This window comes from Bradyrhizobium sp. HKCCYLRH2060 (assembly GCF_051168135.1).
GTDB lineage: Bacteria > Pseudomonadota > Alphaproteobacteria > Rhizobiales > Xanthobacteraceae > Bradyrhizobium.
Genome location: NZ_JBNPUK010000009.1, coordinates 210,892 through 224,934 on the forward strand (window position 1 = coordinate 210,892; position 14,043 = coordinate 224,934).

General features: G+C 64.5%; 21 protein-coding genes. 9 read left to right on the forward strand and 12 right to left on the reverse strand.

Annotation, left to right across the window (positions count from 1 at the left end; genetic code table 11):
* Positions 1-41: 41 nt before the first annotated feature.
* From ACQR10_RS19260 to ACQR10_RS19280, 5 genes are all read right to left on the reverse strand, one after another.
* Positions 42-644, reverse strand: coding sequence for a hypothetical protein (locus ACQR10_RS19260; protein WP_316217504.1), 603 nt, complete (start codon positions 642-644; stop codon positions 42-44).
* Positions 645-670: 26 nt separating this feature from the next.
* Positions 671-1,264 carry a papain-like cysteine protease family protein gene (locus ACQR10_RS19265; protein WP_410051438.1) on the reverse strand — a complete coding sequence of 198 codons (594 nt, stop codon included), beginning with the start codon at positions 1,262-1,264 and terminating at the stop codon, positions 671-673.
* 345 nt (positions 1,265-1,609) lie between these two features.
* Complete coding sequence (locus ACQR10_RS19270; protein WP_316217505.1) at positions 1,610-1,783, reverse strand: hypothetical protein; 174 nt, start codon at positions 1,781-1,783, stop codon at positions 1,610-1,612.
* A 756-nt stretch (positions 1,784-2,539) separates the two neighbouring features.
* Entirely contained in the window at positions 2,540-2,932 is a 393-nt protein-coding gene (locus ACQR10_RS19275; RefSeq protein WP_316217507.1) for a hypothetical protein, read from the reverse strand.
* Positions 2,933-3,085: 153 nt separating this feature from the next.
* Positions 3,086-3,307, reverse strand: a complete 222-nt coding sequence (locus ACQR10_RS19280; protein WP_316217552.1) for a hypothetical protein — start codon at positions 3,305-3,307, stop codon at positions 3,086-3,088.
* A 328-nt stretch (positions 3,308-3,635) separates the two neighbouring features.
* Here ACQR10_RS19280 and ACQR10_RS19285 point away from each other — a divergent pair, with 328 nt between their 5' ends.
* From ACQR10_RS19285 to ACQR10_RS19310, 6 genes are all read left to right on the forward strand, one after another.
* Positions 3,636-4,082, forward strand: a complete 447-nt coding sequence (locus tag ACQR10_RS19285; protein WP_316217508.1) for a nuclear transport factor 2 family protein — start codon at positions 3,636-3,638, stop codon at positions 4,080-4,082.
* 134 nt (positions 4,083-4,216) lie between these two features.
* Positions 4,217-4,483, forward strand: coding sequence for a hypothetical protein (locus tag ACQR10_RS19290; RefSeq protein WP_316217509.1), 267 nt, complete (start codon positions 4,217-4,219; stop codon positions 4,481-4,483).
* 192 nt (positions 4,484-4,675) lie between these two features.
* A complete protein-coding gene (locus tag ACQR10_RS19295; protein ID WP_316217510.1) occupies positions 4,676-5,116 on the forward strand; it encodes a nuclear transport factor 2 family protein in 441 nt (146 codons plus the stop codon).
* A gap of 130 nt (positions 5,117-5,246) precedes the next feature.
* The gene (locus ACQR10_RS19300; protein WP_315803281.1) at positions 5,247-6,176 is read left to right on the forward strand and encodes a hypothetical protein; all 930 of its coding nucleotides are present in this window, start codon (positions 5,247-5,249) and stop codon (positions 6,174-6,176) included.
* Between the two features lie 151 nt (positions 6,177-6,327).
* Entirely contained in the window at positions 6,328-6,741 is a 414-nt protein-coding gene (locus ACQR10_RS19305; RefSeq protein ID WP_315714086.1) for a hypothetical protein, read from the forward strand.
* 157 nt (positions 6,742-6,898) lie between these two features.
* Positions 6,899-7,036 (forward strand): hypothetical protein, encoded by a 138-nt coding sequence (locus tag ACQR10_RS19310; RefSeq protein WP_315803280.1) that lies wholly within the window; start codon positions 6,899-6,901, stop codon positions 7,034-7,036.
* Positions 7,037-7,092: 56 nt separating this feature from the next.
* Here the strand turns inward: ACQR10_RS19310 and ACQR10_RS19315 are convergent, their stop codons facing one another.
* The 3 genes from ACQR10_RS19315 to ACQR10_RS19325 form a co-directional block, all read right to left on the reverse strand.
* Entirely contained in the window at positions 7,093-7,242 is a 150-nt protein-coding gene (locus tag ACQR10_RS19315) for a hypothetical protein (RefSeq protein WP_315714401.1), read from the reverse strand.
* A 109-nt stretch (positions 7,243-7,351) separates the two neighbouring features.
* The gene (locus ACQR10_RS19320) at positions 7,352-7,831 is read right to left on the reverse strand and encodes a MaoC family dehydratase (RefSeq protein ID WP_316217511.1); all 480 of its coding nucleotides are present in this window, start codon (positions 7,829-7,831) and stop codon (positions 7,352-7,354) included.
* Positions 7,831-8,292, reverse strand: coding sequence for a MaoC family dehydratase (locus ACQR10_RS19325; RefSeq protein WP_315803278.1), 462 nt, complete (start codon positions 8,290-8,292; stop codon positions 7,831-7,833). The genes ACQR10_RS19320 and ACQR10_RS19325 overlap by 1 nt, the downstream gene beginning before the upstream one ends.
* 220 nt (positions 8,293-8,512) lie before the next feature.
* Here ACQR10_RS19325 and ACQR10_RS19330 point away from each other — a divergent pair, with 220 nt between their 5' ends.
* On the forward strand, positions 8,513-8,803 hold the full coding sequence (locus ACQR10_RS19330; protein WP_315714083.1) for a DUF4282 domain-containing protein: 291 nt from the start codon (positions 8,513-8,515) through the stop codon (positions 8,801-8,803).
* A gap of 14 nt (positions 8,804-8,817) precedes the next feature.
* Here the strand turns inward: ACQR10_RS19330 and ychF are convergent, their stop codons facing one another.
* The 4 genes from ychF to ACQR10_RS19350 form a co-directional block, all read right to left on the reverse strand.
* Entirely contained in the window at positions 8,818-9,915 is a 1,098-nt protein-coding gene (gene ychF / locus ACQR10_RS19335) for a redox-regulated ATPase YchF (protein ID WP_315803277.1), read from the reverse strand.
* A gap of 38 nt (positions 9,916-9,953) precedes the next feature.
* Entirely contained in the window at positions 9,954-10,559 is a 606-nt protein-coding gene (pth, locus tag ACQR10_RS19340) for an aminoacyl-tRNA hydrolase (RefSeq protein WP_316177557.1), read from the reverse strand.
* Positions 10,560-10,631: 72 nt separating this feature from the next.
* Positions 10,632-11,321 (reverse strand): 50S ribosomal protein L25/general stress protein Ctc, encoded by a 690-nt coding sequence (locus tag ACQR10_RS19345; RefSeq protein ID WP_315803275.1) that lies wholly within the window; start codon positions 11,319-11,321, stop codon positions 10,632-10,634.
* Positions 11,322-11,506: 185 nt separating this feature from the next.
* Positions 11,507-11,797 carry an accessory factor UbiK family protein gene (locus ACQR10_RS19350; protein ID WP_315714079.1) on the reverse strand — a complete coding sequence of 97 codons (291 nt, stop codon included), beginning with the start codon at positions 11,795-11,797 and terminating at the stop codon, positions 11,507-11,509.
* A gap of 256 nt (positions 11,798-12,053) precedes the next feature.
* On the opposite strand from ACQR10_RS19350, the gene lgt reads away from it, so the two are divergent.
* On the forward strand, positions 12,054-12,911 hold the full coding sequence (gene lgt / locus ACQR10_RS19355) for a prolipoprotein diacylglyceryl transferase (protein WP_315803274.1): 858 nt from the start codon (positions 12,054-12,056) through the stop codon (positions 12,909-12,911).
* Positions 12,908-14,035: a class I SAM-dependent methyltransferase gene (locus ACQR10_RS19360; RefSeq protein WP_316217513.1), complete on the forward strand. Its 1,128-nt coding sequence runs from the start codon at positions 12,908-12,910 to the stop codon at positions 14,033-14,035. Before lgt ends, ACQR10_RS19360 begins: the two co-directional genes overlap by 4 nt.
* Positions 14,036-14,043 lie beyond the last annotated feature (8 nt).

Sequence of the window (14,043 nt, forward strand, 5' to 3'; positions counted from 1 at the left end):
TCATCAAATCATGCACGACTATTGAGTCGACCGCAACAATTCTAGAAACCGCGTCGATGAGGAGAAGACGGGACGGCGATAGCGAAGCGATCTTGTGCCGCTTCTTTCAGTCGATCGAGGAAATGCGGATCATCTTCTATACTTCTGCCATCTATGCTTGGCTCGATTTTGCCTTCTGCTATTGGAAAGAAAATATCCTCAAACCCGCGAGCCTCATGTAGCCATAGTGCCGTCACATACATTGCAGGCACCTCCAGCGCTCTGACCTCATACTCTTCACTCGAGGATTCATACTCCCGCTTCACTATCTCCGTCGCTTTGAAAAAGCGCTCGGCCACAGGTCCGCGAATAAGCGCTGAGAGATTTGGAGGAGCTTTATCGGCTCGGACGTCAGCCAAGGCTATGCCGCCTGCCCAAACGATCGGATATCGCCACGCCGTGGGATCGCTCTTGTGCAGAAAATCAGATTTTAGTGCGTCTGCTGGACTAATCAGAAAAAGCGGGATCGCACCTTTGTTATGAACTTTCTTGGCGCCGCCGAGCGTAGAACTGCTGCTTCGAGGGCCCCTGGACAACAAATGCGGGAGAGCGGCGTTCACCGCAGCCACCCCGCCAGACGGACCAAGACGACTGACAATAGTCATATCGGGAGTCCCTTTTTACGATCCCATTACGCCGAAAGCGGAGCGTCCGCGACAGGGCCGCCGGCCACGGGGCTAGGAGTTGCAGAAGTAAAATACGTATGCGTCCATGTGTCTCCGGGAGAACGGTAAGACGAGCAAAAATCGTTGTATGCGATTTGAACGAAGCCGTAAAATGGATCGTGAACCTCCACATACTCCAGGCCCGTACCATCCCGGGACCATCCGCCCACTCCGACAAAGTGGGCGCCAAAGCCGCCGGCCCACTGTATCCGGCAACCTAATGGCCGATCAGCATTCATTTCGCTCACGAGGTCCGCGAAGGATATGTCGGAGAGAATGAGACCGGCAAAGTGACCAACGCGAGTGAGCGCGCGGTCCAGGTACCACGCCCGATTGCATGCACCGCTCGCATCCACCCCACAGCAATCCAAAGGTGCCAGTTCACCTGAAGCAACTTCGCATTGTGTCCGATTGACCGCACCGTAGAAGATGGCGACGCTCGCGCTCACGGCAGCCCAGCACCAGAACTCTTGTTCCTGCATCTGAACCGCGAAGCCACTCAATGATTTCGAACCAGCGCCTCCACCGGTGGATCCCGACGGTACCGTCTGCATAGACATCCGTTAGTCCTTCGCCAGTATTCATTCCTGAAAATCAATAGGACGTGGGTGCATCAGACCGACGCTGTCATCTCAAGAACAGCCTCGGCGGCCCTTTAGAACTTCAAACGTCCGAAATCTATCATAGATTGTAGATTTTTAAAATCAAACTATCCGAGTAGTCGGGGGGGGGGGGGAGAGGCGCCTAACTGTTGAGGCGATTTCCTCGCCGTGACCGACGAAGCCTTACATTGTAGATATAGGCGAGGATTTCAGTCGGCAGACCGCTTGCCGCCAGTGGCCATAACGCCAGCAAGACGGTTGCCCTCGCGAGAAGGCTGCAGAGGGCTGCTCGGCACGAGGCAATCACTTCAGCGACACTCCGCCCTCAAATCGAGACAGCGATTTTTTCATTGGCCTCAGGATGCCGAGCGGTCCTGAGGCAACCGAACCAGCTCCGCCAGATAACCGGCCTGACAAGCGAAAGACCCAGCGCTTATTCCGAAAAATAAAAACATATTGCGTTTTATCGGAAATCATGATTATCTCCGCGCATCCCGCCTCACCGCAGAGGGGCGTAGCGCGCGATCGTCACGACACGCGAGGTGGGGATGCGATGGCCGCGATCAAGTCGCAGCGTGTCTTCGGATGCGCGGACGAACGGCTTGGCACGGACGTGAAGTCGCAGCGTCCTGATACCCCGACGCTGGTATCAACCTGGCGCAATGCTAGCGCATTGCGCTGGGGATGGTGGCCAACAAGCCCGGCGCACCAGGGAGACTGCGTATAAGCGTGAAGACCGTCGCGCAGGGAATGCCGGAGTGTTCGGCTTTGCCTGTGGTACCTGCCGCCTGCATTTTTTTCGCAGGCGGGCCATGGGTGAGGCCTTCACCCGGCATTCCCTGCGCCCTCTGCATGATTTGCGAGGGACGTGTTCGATGCATCACTCGGGCGAATCTCGCCGCGAGATCACGTCCTCATGTCTTCAACTCGATCGCTGTTTGAATCGTAAATCCGCCAAACCCACCGCTGTCGTCCCGGACAAGCCGTGACGCGCGCCAGCGGGTCGCGGCGCCGATCCGGGACCCATACGCCGCGGCGGACGTGAGAGGCAAAAAGCCAATCGCCAGCGTGCCTCAAACCGCTCCCTGGGGGTATGGGTCCCGGCGTTCGCCGGGACGACAGGGGAGCGAGGTGAGACAGACACCCGCCATCCTCGCCGACGTGTCGGACGAGCCGCGGCGCACACGAGCGCTGCGCCGAAGCTGACGCCATGCTTCGCGGGACGCGCCCGCCTCAGCCCATCGCCAGCGCCGCGACCGACAGCAGCGCCAGCATCACGGTCGAGCTCAACAGTTGCAGCGATCCCTCGGGCTGCGTGCGCCAGCGCTGCACCTTGTCGGCGACGCCGAGCGTTGCGTCGTAGAACTCCGCCGCGTAGGCTTGCCTGAGCAGGCGCTGAAAGCGCGGGCCTGCCGCCGAGGTCATGAGCACGTGGATGATGGTCGCGCTCGCGACGAAGCCGATGATCCCCGGCCGCAGCGCGGTGCTGTGCGCGAGCTTGAGGATCAGCGCGGCGCCGGCGTAGGTCGGAATGGCCTGGAACAGCGCGGTCAGCGCCATGCCTTCGAGCAAATTGAGCAGCGCCGCCTTCGGCGCGGAGGTGCTGGGGGAGGCGACGGTGAGCATGGCCTGGACATCCGGTTGCGAAGGCCCTCGGCGAGGACCAGACCGCTCCCGTCTAGCCGCCGCGTCCGGCTCGGACCGTGAGACCTGTCACGCCGGGCACCGTCTCCGGGCCGGTGCGGGGGCACGCCGCAGACGAGCGACGCGCCGCATCGACTAGGTCCGGCCCTGCCCGTTCACCTGGCCCTGCTGCTGCTGACGCTCCTGCTCCTTGGCGCGGTGACGGCCGTAGAGGCAGCCGGCGGCGGCGCCGAGCACGCCGTGATGACCGGCATAATGGCCGGCGACGCCGCCGACGATGGCACCCTTGATGCACCCCTTGGCCTCGGCGTCCTGCGTCGACAGCAGCGCCAGCGCTGCGACGGAGGCGGCCAGCATGGTCTTCGTGATCGACATCGTCATGATCGAGCTCCGCTTGGATTGGTGCGGGGTAACGGCGACGCCGCGGGCCGGTTCCCGGCTCGCAACCGGCATGACGCGTTGCGCGAACCTTGTCGCGCGCGGTGATGACCCAGAAGCTGAGAGATCAGCTGGATGAGCTGAGAGACGCCCCCCAGACATGATCGTGACGCGATCACCCGCCAAGCTTCCGTTCACCGTACCGGCGCATAGAGCTGGCCGACGGTTACACAGGTGGTTGACGGCCGCGCGCCGGCATCTCCAGAACGACATCGCCGACGCGGGTAGTCCCGTCAGTGGAGACACGATGATCGAGCACATCAACAAGCAGCGTGTGCGCAGGCTGCTCGAGGCCCATGCCGCCGGTGATTTCGACAGCGTGCTGGCGCATTGCACCGACGACCTCGAGCACTTCGCGTCCGCGCCGATCGACATCTTTCCCCATCTCGGCGGCCGCCGGGGCAAGGCCGAGGTGCGGCAGATGTGGGAGACCGCGCGCAGCCGCTATGCCGACGTCCGGCATGAGATCAAGACCATGATCTGCGAAGGCGACCAGGTCGCCGTCGATCTCCGCATCTTCCTGCGCAAGCGCGACAACGACCGCATCGTGCAGTACGACCTCGCGGCGTTCTATACGCTGCGCGACGGCCGCGTCGCCCGCATCCGCGAGATCATGGACACCTACGACCTGGTGCAGCAGGTGCTGGAATGCGATCTCAGCCGGCTGCTGATCGCGGGCGCCGCGCGGCCCTGAGGCCGGCGCAGCCGTGGCCGACGACGGGCCGAGCCTGCCGATCACGCAAACGTCACCGACGGCTGCTGCATTGCCTTGAACCTGTGGCCCCGGCTCCGCACCCCATCAGCGGTGGTATACGGGGCATCGGTGACATGAGAATAGCATTCCTGGCGATGGCCGGACTGGTGATGGGCGTCGTCGGCGGCGCAACGATCGGCATCGGGCTTGGACTGGCCTGGATCGAGCTGTTCAACACCAGCGAGTTCGAAGGCTATGCGGGCATGCTGGTGTTCTTCACCTTCATGCCGCTCGGCGCCCTGGTCGGCGGCCTCGCCGGCGCCACCCTGTTCGGCCTGGCCGCCTTCCGAGAGCACGAGGTGGCGATCGCGCAGCAGCGGTTGCAGCACGAAGGACGCTGACGGCCCCGGCGCCCCCAGGCGGGACGGGTAGCGGCGCGCATTTGTGCAATGCAAAAACAGCCGTTGCGCGCGCAGGTGGTTGATTTATGTGAGGCGTAAGAGAGATAGATTCGGCGCCCCGGCGCGACGTCGTTTCGACGCCGCCTCCAGGCCGGCGCGCCCCCTCGCAAGCCAGTTCAGGATCCCGAGCCGATGACGGAGCACAGCCTCTGGCGTCTGTCGCGCGCATTGCATGGCGCGATCAACGACCGCCATTTCGACGATTTCGCCGCACTTCTCGACGACGACATCGACTGGGCCATCTACGGCCCGATCGACATGTTTCCCTTCCTCGGCGCGCGGCACGGCCGCGCCGCCGTGCTCGACGCCGTCAGGCAGATCGCCGACCATGTGAGCATCCGCCGGCTGGAGCGCGAGACCCTGATGCTGGACGAGACCAGCGCGGCGACCATGGTCCGCTGCGCGATGACGGCGCAGGATTCCGACAAGCCGATCACGGCGCGGCTCGCGCAATTCATGCAATTCCGCGCCGGCAAGCTCGCCCGGCTGCGGATCCTGATCGATACGTTCGACCTGGTCGAGCAGACGCTCGGCCGCCCGATCGACCTGCCGCGCATCGGCAGCTTCGCCTGAGCCGCCCTGCCTGTTGGATTGTGGTCACAGTCACCGGCAACCCAACACATCGTGACTGGCGCAGCCATAATTTTGCGCCAAGATTCCACCATATTCCGGCACACAGGTTCGGGCGGCGGGGGTTGCTCTCATGACATCGTATGGTTGCGCGCTGGCGGTTTTCACGGCCGGCTTCGGGCTTCTTGCGTCCGCCGCCGATGCGCAGACGCTGATGCAGGCGCCGCAGCCGCTGCAGATCGCGCCGTGGCAGCAGATCGCGCCGGAGCCCGAGGACGAGGACAAGTCCGAGGACCAGGTGGCGGCAGCCGACCCGATGCAGGACATCGACGTCGAGAAGCTCGACTGGAGCCAGCTCGCGATCGACGACACCACCTTTCTCGACCGTCCCGAGGCCGCTGCCGCGGCGAAGCGCAAGGCCGCCGCCGAGAAGGCCGCCGCGCTCGACTGGTCGAACCAGAACAAGGGCAGCCTTGCCTCGGGCGTGTCGGTCAAGCAGTCGGTGTCGCCGTTCTGGGACGCCCGCGTCGGCGCCGACATGACGGTCGCGCGGCAGCCGACCACGATGTCGGAATTGCTGGCGGAGAAGGCCGAGAACGGCGGCAATGCTCCGGAGTCCGGCGGCTCGGCCTGGGCGGCCGTCACCGCGCCGGGTGCCGGCGCGATCTGGGACAAGACCGCCATCGAGGCCCGCGTCGATCCCGGCTCGGATCAGAGCCGGCTCGGCACCACCATCACCAAGGCGGTGCCGATCGATCACTACAATCTGACCCTGCAGAACGGCTACAACGTCACCCAGCAGGGCATGGTGCCGATTCCCGGCGCGGCGCCGAAGACCAGCCGCAGCTTCGACACCGAGCAGTCCGCCAGGCTCTCCATCGGCGACACCGGCACCAGCGTCACCGCAGGACAGACCTTGTCGTCGGGCGACGACAAATGGCTGCGCAAGGTCGGCGCCGAGCAGAAGCTATCGGATGGTCTCAGCGTCTCCGGCTCGGTCAGCGAGACCGCGCAGGGCGGCACCAGCAAGAGCATCTCGGCCGGCTTCAAGCGGAGCTGGTGACGTTCACCATTGCGGCAGCCCGCCACGAATGATCGAACGATCGCCGCAGCTTCGCCGCGGTGCGGCCCAATTTGGCCGCACTGATAGGCTTTGAGAAGTTCGTCGTGCGGGGACACCGCGCTCGCTTGAACGCGAAATGAGGAAATAGCCGATGAATGTCATTCGTCCGGACAAGATCGATGGAACTGAAGCCGAGCTGGATACGGATCTGGCCGCGGTCTCCGAAGTCGAGGCCGGCATTCGTGATTTCGTCCGTAACGATATCGCCTATCTGCGCCGCCCCAACGCGGCCGCCACGGCCGAGGCCTCGATCGACGCCGATGCAGCGGTGAACAGCGTCACCACGCTGATCCAGCGCGTCGCCGGCACCTCGCTGTCGGAGATCGAGAACCTGATCGGGGAGCTCGAGAGCCTGCGCGAGCTGCTGCATGCCGAGGGCCAGCGGGTGCAGCGCGAGATCGCGAGCTATGCGCAGCTCAGCCAGGCGGCGATGAAGTCGACCCGGGCCATCGCCGAGAACGTGACGCAGTGGAAGCGCGCCGCCGACGGCCTGCGCAGCAGCTGATCGTTCTTTCCGGAGCTTGAAGCGGACCGCCGTGCGAACCATCGCGCGGCGGTTTTCGTCTTTGCAGCGCCACGTCCTTGAACGCGCCGCGGCCCTCCCGCGACCAACTCCCGCCGCTCTCGCGGCGGGCAGGTTGCGTCAGGGGGGTGTCGCTTTCATGGAAACGATCCGGCCAGACAACACCGATCCGATTCCCCTGAGGCCTGAGCCTCAGCGGATCGGGATCATCATGGTCCGCTTCGTCGGATTGCTGCTGGTGGCCATGGCGGTCATGGTGCTCATCTGGAGCCGCTAGACCGCCTCTGCGAACAGGACCGCCCGGTCCGTTCTGGTTAACGAGTAGTTAAGGCGCTACTCGTTGATCGTCGCTGACGTCTCCAGCGAGTAAGAACCGTCGGCATAGCCCTTCACGACCATCCCCGTCGCAAGCATCACCGCGAGCGTCACGCTGGCAAAGATAAAGCCGAGGAGTTTCAGACCACCGCGATCTGCCATACTCATCCCCCACATCCTGATCCCTGATTGGCTGTCTTATAGAGTCCGAGTTCAGAATGCGTTAGCGCGAACTTCGTTCCGTGCCGACAATCCTACGAAGCGTGACCTTTTCGCCTCAACCGTTGTTCCGCCTCGGGACAAAGGCCGACGCAAGCACCGAGAACACCAGCTCGCCGCGCTGATTGATGCCGGTGTTGCGCGCTTGCAGGATGCCCCATTCGGGGCGCGAGGCCGACTCGCGAAGCGAATCAATCTCGCTCGAGAAGCTGATCGTATCGCCTGCAAGCACCGGCTTGTGCCAGCGCAGCTCACGAAAGCCGGGAGAAGGACCTCCGAGAACGACCGGCTCGCCGCGCGAGCGCGCGATCTCCAGGAGACGCTGGTTGTCTGCGACGATCAGCTTCATGCAGACGGAGCCGACGTGCCATCCCGATGCCGCGAGCCCGCCGAACAGCGATCGGCGCCCCTCTTCCTCGTCGAGGTGAAAGCGTTGCGGATCGAATTGAACGGCGAAGCGCTTAATCTCATCGGCCGTGAACGTGTAGGAGCCGAGCTCGCGGCGCTGGCCAGCCTGAAGATCCTCGAAGAAGCGCATCAGCCCACCTGCTCGCGGCTCTCGCGGCGCTCGACGATGATCGGAGAGACCATCTCGCAAAGTCTCAAGCCCGCCTCGTTGCGCACGCTGCACTTGAAGGTGACGATCCCCGTCGACGGCCGGCTCCGCGACACCCGCGCTTCCAGAACCTCCACATCGAGCATCAGCTCATCGTCAGGACGCAACGGCGACAACCACCTGACCTCGTTGACGCCCGGCGAGCCGAGCGAGGCGGTGCGGCCGATGAAGCCGTCGAACATCATGCGCATCATCAGCGAGCAGAGGTGCCAGCCCGAGCCGGACAGGCCCTTGAGCATCGACTGCGAGGCGGCCAGTTCGTCCAGATGCATCGGCTGCGGATCAAACTCAGACGCGAAGGCGATGATCTCATCGCGGGTGACGTGTCGCGGGCCGAAGCTGCCGAACGGGCCTTGCGGAAAATCTTCGAAGGTGAGGGTCATGAGGTTGGGAATGGCTGAAAGAAGCCCGATTGTGGCCGCACTTTGCAGCAATCACAACCGGGCCGCTCGCATGGCTGACGCCCGGTCCAGTCGCAAGAGAGTGCCAGAAGGCGCCATATACCGGAATGAATTCGGCTGCCGCCGATGCCGTCTGGCGCGCAATTCGAGCACGACTTAAAGACGGATTTGACGACCGATTCGGACTGGCCGGGGGATCAGGATGTTGGAATTTCGCGATTTGTTCCAGTGGGACCGCTTCATCACGCCCACCATCATCAAGACGTTCTATTGGCTCGTGATTGCGCTGATCATCCTGTCGGGAATTCGCGGCATTTTCACGGGCCTCTCCGAAATGGCGATCAGCCCGTTCGGCGGTTTCCTGATGCTGCTGTCGTCGCTCGCCGGCATCATCGTCGGCATGGTGTTCTCGCGCATCATCGCCGAGTTCGTGCTGATCGTCTTCCGCATCAACGAGCACCTCGGCGCAATCCGCGAACAGGGGCGGATGTAGCCGCCCATGCGGCCTTAGTTGTTGAAGCGGAAGTGCATCACGTCGCCATCGGCGACGACATACTCCTTGCCTTCGAGGCGCAGCTTACCGCCCTCGCGCGCGCCAGCCTCACCGCCGAGCGCGACATAGTCGGCATAGGCAATGGTCTCAGCGCGGATGAAGCCTTTCTCGAAGTCGGTGTGAATGACGCCAGCCGCCGCCGGCGCCTTGGTGCCGCGGTGAATGGTCCAGGCGCGCGCTTCCTTCGGACCGACGGTAAAGTAGGTGATCAGGTCGAGCAGCTGATAGCCGGCGCGGATGAGCCGATCGAGACCAGCCTCTTCGAGCCCGAGCGTCTCCAGGAAATCCACCCGCTCCTCGCGCGACAGCGTCGCGATCTCGGACTCGATCTTGGCCGAGATCACGACCGCGACCGCCCCCTCTTCCTTGGCGCGCGCGAACACCGCCTGTGAGAAACTGTTGCCGTCCTTGGCCGAGCCTTCCTCGACATTGCAGACGTAGAGCACGGGCTTGGAGGTGAGCAGTCCGAGCATGCCGAAGGCGCGCTCCTCCTCGGGCTTGCGCTCCAGCAGCCGCGCCGGCTTGCCGTCGCGCAGCAGCACGAGAGCACGGGTGACGAGCTCGTACTGCTCCTTGGCGTCCTTGTCGCCGCCCTTTGCCTTCTTGGAGAGGTTGTCGACCCGCTTCTCGAGGCTGTCGAGATCGGACAGCATCAGTTCGGTCTCGATGGTCTCGATGTCGGCGAGCGGCGCGATCTTGCCCTCGACGTGGGTGATGTCGGAATCCTCGAAGCAGCGGACGACATGCGCGATCGCATCGACCTCGCGGATGTTGGCAAGAAACTGGTTGCCGAGGCCCTCACCCTTGGAGGCACCGCGCACGAGGCCTGCAATGTCCACGAACGTGAGCCGCGTCGGAATGATCTGGCCGGACTTGGCGATCGCCGCGAGCTTCTCGAGCCGCGGATCGGGCACAGCGACCTCGCCGACATTCGGCTCGATGGTGCAGAACGGATAGTTCGCCGCCTGCGCGGCCGCCGTCTCCGTCAGCGCGTTGAACAGCGTCGACTTGCCGACGTTGGGCAACCCGACGATCCCGCATTTGAATCCCATGACCCGTCCCGCATCCTTTTGGACAACGCCCGAAGCGCTCACGCGGCGCCGGCGTCGCCCTTGTCCAGAAAACCTTTGGCCTGCAGCGCCAGATGCACCTTGTTGGCGAAGGTGGAGTCGCGCTTGCCGGTCAACAATTCAGCATTGTCGGCCACCGCCTCGCACAACGCCTCGACCCACGGCATGTCGGACTTGGCGAAGTCCGACAGCACGTGCCCATGCACCAGCTCCTTGACGCCGGGATGGCCGATGCCGAGCCGGACGCGGCGGTAGTCGTTGCCCAGATGCGCCGAGATCGAACGCAGTCCGTTATGACCAGCAATGCCACCGCCGACCTTCACGCGCAGCTTGCCCGGTTGCAGTTCGAGCTCGTCCTGAAACACGGTGACGTCGCCGACGCCGAGCTTGAAGAAGCTGGCCGCTTCCTGCACCGCGCGGCCGGATTCGTTCATATAGGTGGTCGGCTTCAGGAGAATGACGCGCTCGGAGTCGAGTGTGCCTTCGGACGTCTCGCCTTGAAACCTGCGCCGCCACGGCGAGAAGCGGTGACGCCGCGCGATCTCGTCAACGGCCATGAAGCCGATATTGTGCCGGTTGCGCGCATATTTCGCGCCGGGATTGCCGAGGCCGACAAACAGCAGCATGACGCGGCATCCGCACCCGCCGTCGCTTCGGGAAGCACGGGACCCGCCCGCGCTTCCCAGAAGCGGAACGGCTTACTTCTTCTTGTCGCCGCCAGCCGGCGCCTTGGCCGCGGCCGCGGGAGCCTTCGCAGCGGCAGCCGGAGCAGCAGCGGCGGGAGCCGCGGCAGCGCCAGCAGCAGCCTTCTGCTCCTCGCCATAGCCCGACGGCGGCACGATGGTGACGAGCGTCGCGTCGTCGCGCGACAGCGTCTTCACGCCAGTCGGCAGCTTGACGTCGGAGATGTGCAGCGAGTGGTTGATCTCGAGCGCGCTGACGTCGGCCTCGATGAACTGCGGGATGTTCTCCGCGAGGCACTCGAGGTCGAGCGTGTGGGTCACGATGTTGACGGTGCCGCCGCGCTTCACGCCCGGCGCGCCTTCCGAGCCCACCACGTGCAGCGGCACGCTGACGCGAATGGTCGCGCCCTGGCCGAGCCGCATGAAGTCGACGTGGATCGGGAAGTCCTTGACCGGATCGAGATGGAAGTCGCGCGGGATCACCCGGTGCTTCTTGCCGTCGAGGGTGACGTCGAAGATCGTGGTCAGAAACCGGCCTGCGAGGATGCGCTGGCGCAGCTCGCGGTCTTCCACCGAGATCGGCAGCGGGGGCTGGTTGTCTCCATAAATCACTCCGGGCACTCTCCCGGCGCGACGCTCTGCCCGTGCGGCCCCCTTGCCGACTGACGGACGGGCGGTCGCCTTCAGTTCTCTGACGGTCGCCATCGTGTTAAGTCCTTGTTTTAAAAAGTTAAAGGCCGCAATGCGGCCCGTTGCTGGACGTCCTTCGGCAAGCCTCCAGGGGTGCGGGGGCCGCGGACGTGGCGGCGTTCTAGCGGCAAACTGCGGAAATGACAAGGAAATGAAGGGGCCGCCGGCCCCTCTTGTCCCACGGCGACCCGGCCGTGGCGTCAGCCGTCCGCGCTGCCGGCGCCCGGCGGCGTGCCGGCCGCGCCACCCAGCTTGGCTTCCAGCGCCGCGATCCGCGCCTTCAGCGCCTCGTTCTCCTCGCGGGCGAGCCGAGCCATGTCCTTGACCGCCTCGAACTCCTCGCGCTTCACGATGTCCAGGTCGTTCAGGATCTTTTCCGCCTGGTTGCGGATGACGGAATCGACCTCCCGCTTCATGCCCTGGGCGGCACCTGCGGCATCGTTCATCAGGCGGCCGAGTTCGTCGAAAAACCGGTTGTTGGTCTGAGTCATGTGAGAAACTCCGCGTCCCGCGACGAGCACGATGATGGAAGACAGAATGGCGATCCCTGTCGCCGCCCGCAAGATGGGCCGTCTTGTCATGCCTTGGTTTCCTTGTCATCGTACTTGTTGCGCCGGCCCGCGGCGCTGGTATGAGCAGCCCTGAGATCACATCGCGCCGCGCCCGTTCATGTGGCGGAGCTCGTTCGAAGCCCGCATCGCCCGCGGGCTTCCGGAAGCGGGACGCCGTGCCCACGAAAGCCAGTGAATGACGCCTCTCCTCATCGATTTCCCCGTGTTCGATCCGGTTGCGATCGCGATCGGCCCGTTCGCGATCCGCTGGTACGCGCTGGCCTATATCTGCGGCATCGTCATCGGCTGGCTTTACGCGCGCTCGCTGCTCAAGAAGGAGCGGCTGTGGGGCGGCCCGGCGCCGGTGTCGCTGGTCCAGCTCGACGACTTCATCCTGTGGGTCACGATCGGCATCATCCTCGGCGGCCGCACCGGTTACGTGCTGTTCTACAACCTGCCGTTCTTCATCGAGCACCCGCTGGAGATCTTCCAACTGTGGAACGGCGGCATGTCGTTTCATGGCGGCTTCATGGGCTGTGTGCTCGCCGTGATCTGGTTCGCCCGCCGCAACGGCCTGCCGATCATCTCGCTCGGCGACGTCACCACCGCGGTCGCACCCATCGGCCTGCTGCTCGGCCGCATTGCCAATTTCATCAATGGTGAGCTGTGGGGCCGTGCCGCCGATGCAAGCGTTCCCTGGGCGATGATCTTCCCGCGCGATCCGACCCACCTCCCGCGCCATCCGAGCCAGCTCTACGAGGCCGGCCTCGAAGGCATCGTGCTGTTCATCGTGCTGGCGATCATGATCCGGTTCGGCGCGCTGAAACGGCCCGGCCTGATCCTCGGCAGCTTCATCACCCTCTACGGCGTGGCGCGCATCACCAGCGAGCTGTTCCGCGAGCCCGACAAGCAATTGGGCTTTCTCTGGGGTGGCCTGACCATGGGCATGGTGCTGTCGGTGCCGATGCTGATCATCGGCGCCATCCTGGTGGCGCGGGCGCTCCGCAGGCCTGAGAGTCGTCAAGCCACTCCCCCGCTGCAGGCCAATCCGTGATCGAAACCTCTCCGCTCCACACCGAGATCAAGCGGCTGATCAAGGCGTCCGGCCCGATGCCGGTCTGGCGCTACATGGAGCTGTGCCTGATGCATCCGGAGCACGGCTACTACGTCTCGCGCGATCCGCTCGGACGCGAGGGCGACTTCACCACCGCCCCCGAAGTGAGCCAGATGTTCGGCGAGCTGCTCGGGCTGTGGGCGGCCTCGATCTGGAAGGCGACGGGATCGCCGCAGCAATTCCGGCTGATCGAGCTGGGACCCGGCCGCGGCACCATGATGTCGGATGCGCTGCGGGCGCTGCGCGTGCTGCCGCCGCTGTACCAGACGATCTCGGTCCACCTGGTCGAGGTCAATCCTGTCCTGCGCGAAAAGCAGAAGGCGACGCTGACCGGCCTGCGCAACATCAACTGGCACGAGAGCTTCGACGAGGTGCCGGAGGGCCCCAGCGTCATCTTCGCCAACGAGTATTTCGACGTGCTGCCGATCCACCAGATGATCAGGCGCGAAACCGGCTGGCACGAGCGCGTGGTCGAGCTCGACGAGGAGGAGAACTTCGTCTACGGCGCGGCCGCGGATCTAACGCCCGGCTTCGAGCTGCTGCTGCCGCCGCTGGTGCGCGCCGCGCCGGCCGGCGCGATCTTCGAATGGCGGCCGAACATGGAGATGATGGCCATCGCCAGGCGCATCCGCGACGAGCGCGGCGCCGCCGTCATCATCGATTACGGCCATGTGCGCAGCGACGTCGGCGACACCTTCCAGGCCATCGCCCGCCATAGCTTCGCCGATCCCCTGAAGACGCCGGGGCTTGCCGACATCACCGCCCATGTCGATTTCGACGCGCTGGCGCGGGCCGCGGAAGCCGTCGGCGCGCGCGTTCACGGCCCGGTCACGCAGGGCGAGTTCCTGCAGCGGCTCGGCATCGAAACCCGCGCGCTGACCCTGATGCAGAAGGCCTCGCCGGAAGTCTCGGAGGACATCGCGAGCGGGCTGAAGCGCCTGACCGGCGGCGGCCGCGGCGGAATGGGGTCGCTGTTCAAGGTGCTCGGCATCTCCGATCCGGCCATTCCGGTGCTGGCGGGCATCAGCGACGAGCACACCAACGAGAAGACGGGAGGCGCGTGATGCTGGTA

Excerpts from the sequence above, each read along its gene's own strand:
- ACQR10_RS19260 (WP_316217504.1), bottom strand. The coding sequence starts at position 644 with ATGACTATTGTCAGTCGTCTTGGTCCGTCTGGCGGGGTGGCTGCGGTG.
- ACQR10_RS19265 (WP_410051438.1), bottom strand. The coding sequence starts at position 1,264 with ATGTCTATGCAGACGGTACCGTCGGGATCCACCGGTGGAGGCGCTGGT.
- ACQR10_RS19290 (WP_316217509.1), top strand. The coding sequence starts at position 4,217 with ATGAGAATAGCATTCCTGGCGATGGCCGGACTGGTGATGGGCGTCGTC.
- ACQR10_RS19270 (WP_316217505.1), bottom strand. The coding sequence starts at position 1,783 with ATGATTTCCGATAAAACGCAATATGTTTTTATTTTTCGGAATAAGCGC.
- ACQR10_RS19275 (WP_316217507.1), bottom strand. The coding sequence starts at position 2,932 with ATGCTCACCGTCGCCTCCCCCAGCACCTCCGCGCCGAAGGCGGCGCTG.
- pth (WP_316177557.1), bottom strand. The coding sequence starts at position 10,559 with ATGCTGCTGTTTGTCGGCCTCGGCAATCCCGGCGCGAAATATGCGCGC.
- ACQR10_RS19295 (WP_316217510.1), top strand. The coding sequence starts at position 4,676 with ATGACGGAGCACAGCCTCTGGCGTCTGTCGCGCGCATTGCATGGCGCG.
- ACQR10_RS19330 (WP_315714083.1), top strand. The coding sequence starts at position 8,513 with ATGTTGGAATTTCGCGATTTGTTCCAGTGGGACCGCTTCATCACGCCC.
- ACQR10_RS19285 (WP_316217508.1), top strand. The coding sequence starts at position 3,636 with ATGATCGAGCACATCAACAAGCAGCGTGTGCGCAGGCTGCTCGAGGCC.
- lgt (WP_315803274.1), top strand. The coding sequence starts at position 12,054 with ATGACGCCTCTCCTCATCGATTTCCCCGTGTTCGATCCGGTTGCGATC.
- ACQR10_RS19350 (WP_315714079.1), bottom strand. The coding sequence starts at position 11,797 with ATGACTCAGACCAACAACCGGTTTTTCGACGAACTCGGCCGCCTGATG.
- ychF (WP_315803277.1), bottom strand. The coding sequence starts at position 9,915 with ATGGGATTCAAATGCGGGATCGTCGGGTTGCCCAACGTCGGCAAGTCG.
- ACQR10_RS19305 (WP_315714086.1), top strand. The coding sequence starts at position 6,328 with ATGAATGTCATTCGTCCGGACAAGATCGATGGAACTGAAGCCGAGCTG.
- ACQR10_RS19280 (WP_316217552.1), bottom strand. The coding sequence starts at position 3,307 with ATGCTGGCCGCCTCCGTCGCAGCGCTGGCGCTGCTGTCGACGCAGGAC.
- ACQR10_RS19320 (WP_316217511.1), bottom strand. The coding sequence starts at position 7,831 with ATGCGCTTCTTCGAGGATCTTCAGGCTGGCCAGCGCCGCGAGCTCGGC.
- ACQR10_RS19300 (WP_315803281.1), top strand. The coding sequence starts at position 5,247 with ATGACATCGTATGGTTGCGCGCTGGCGGTTTTCACGGCCGGCTTCGGG.
- ACQR10_RS19345 (WP_315803275.1), bottom strand. The coding sequence starts at position 11,321 with ATGGCGACCGTCAGAGAACTGAAGGCGACCGCCCGTCCGTCAGTCGGC.
- ACQR10_RS19325 (WP_315803278.1), bottom strand. The coding sequence starts at position 8,292 with ATGACCCTCACCTTCGAAGATTTTCCGCAAGGCCCGTTCGGCAGCTTC.
- ACQR10_RS19315 (WP_315714401.1), bottom strand. The coding sequence starts at position 7,242 with ATGAGTATGGCAGATCGCGGTGGTCTGAAACTCCTCGGCTTTATCTTT.
- ACQR10_RS19310 (WP_315803280.1), top strand. The coding sequence starts at position 6,899 with ATGGAAACGATCCGGCCAGACAACACCGATCCGATTCCCCTGAGGCCT.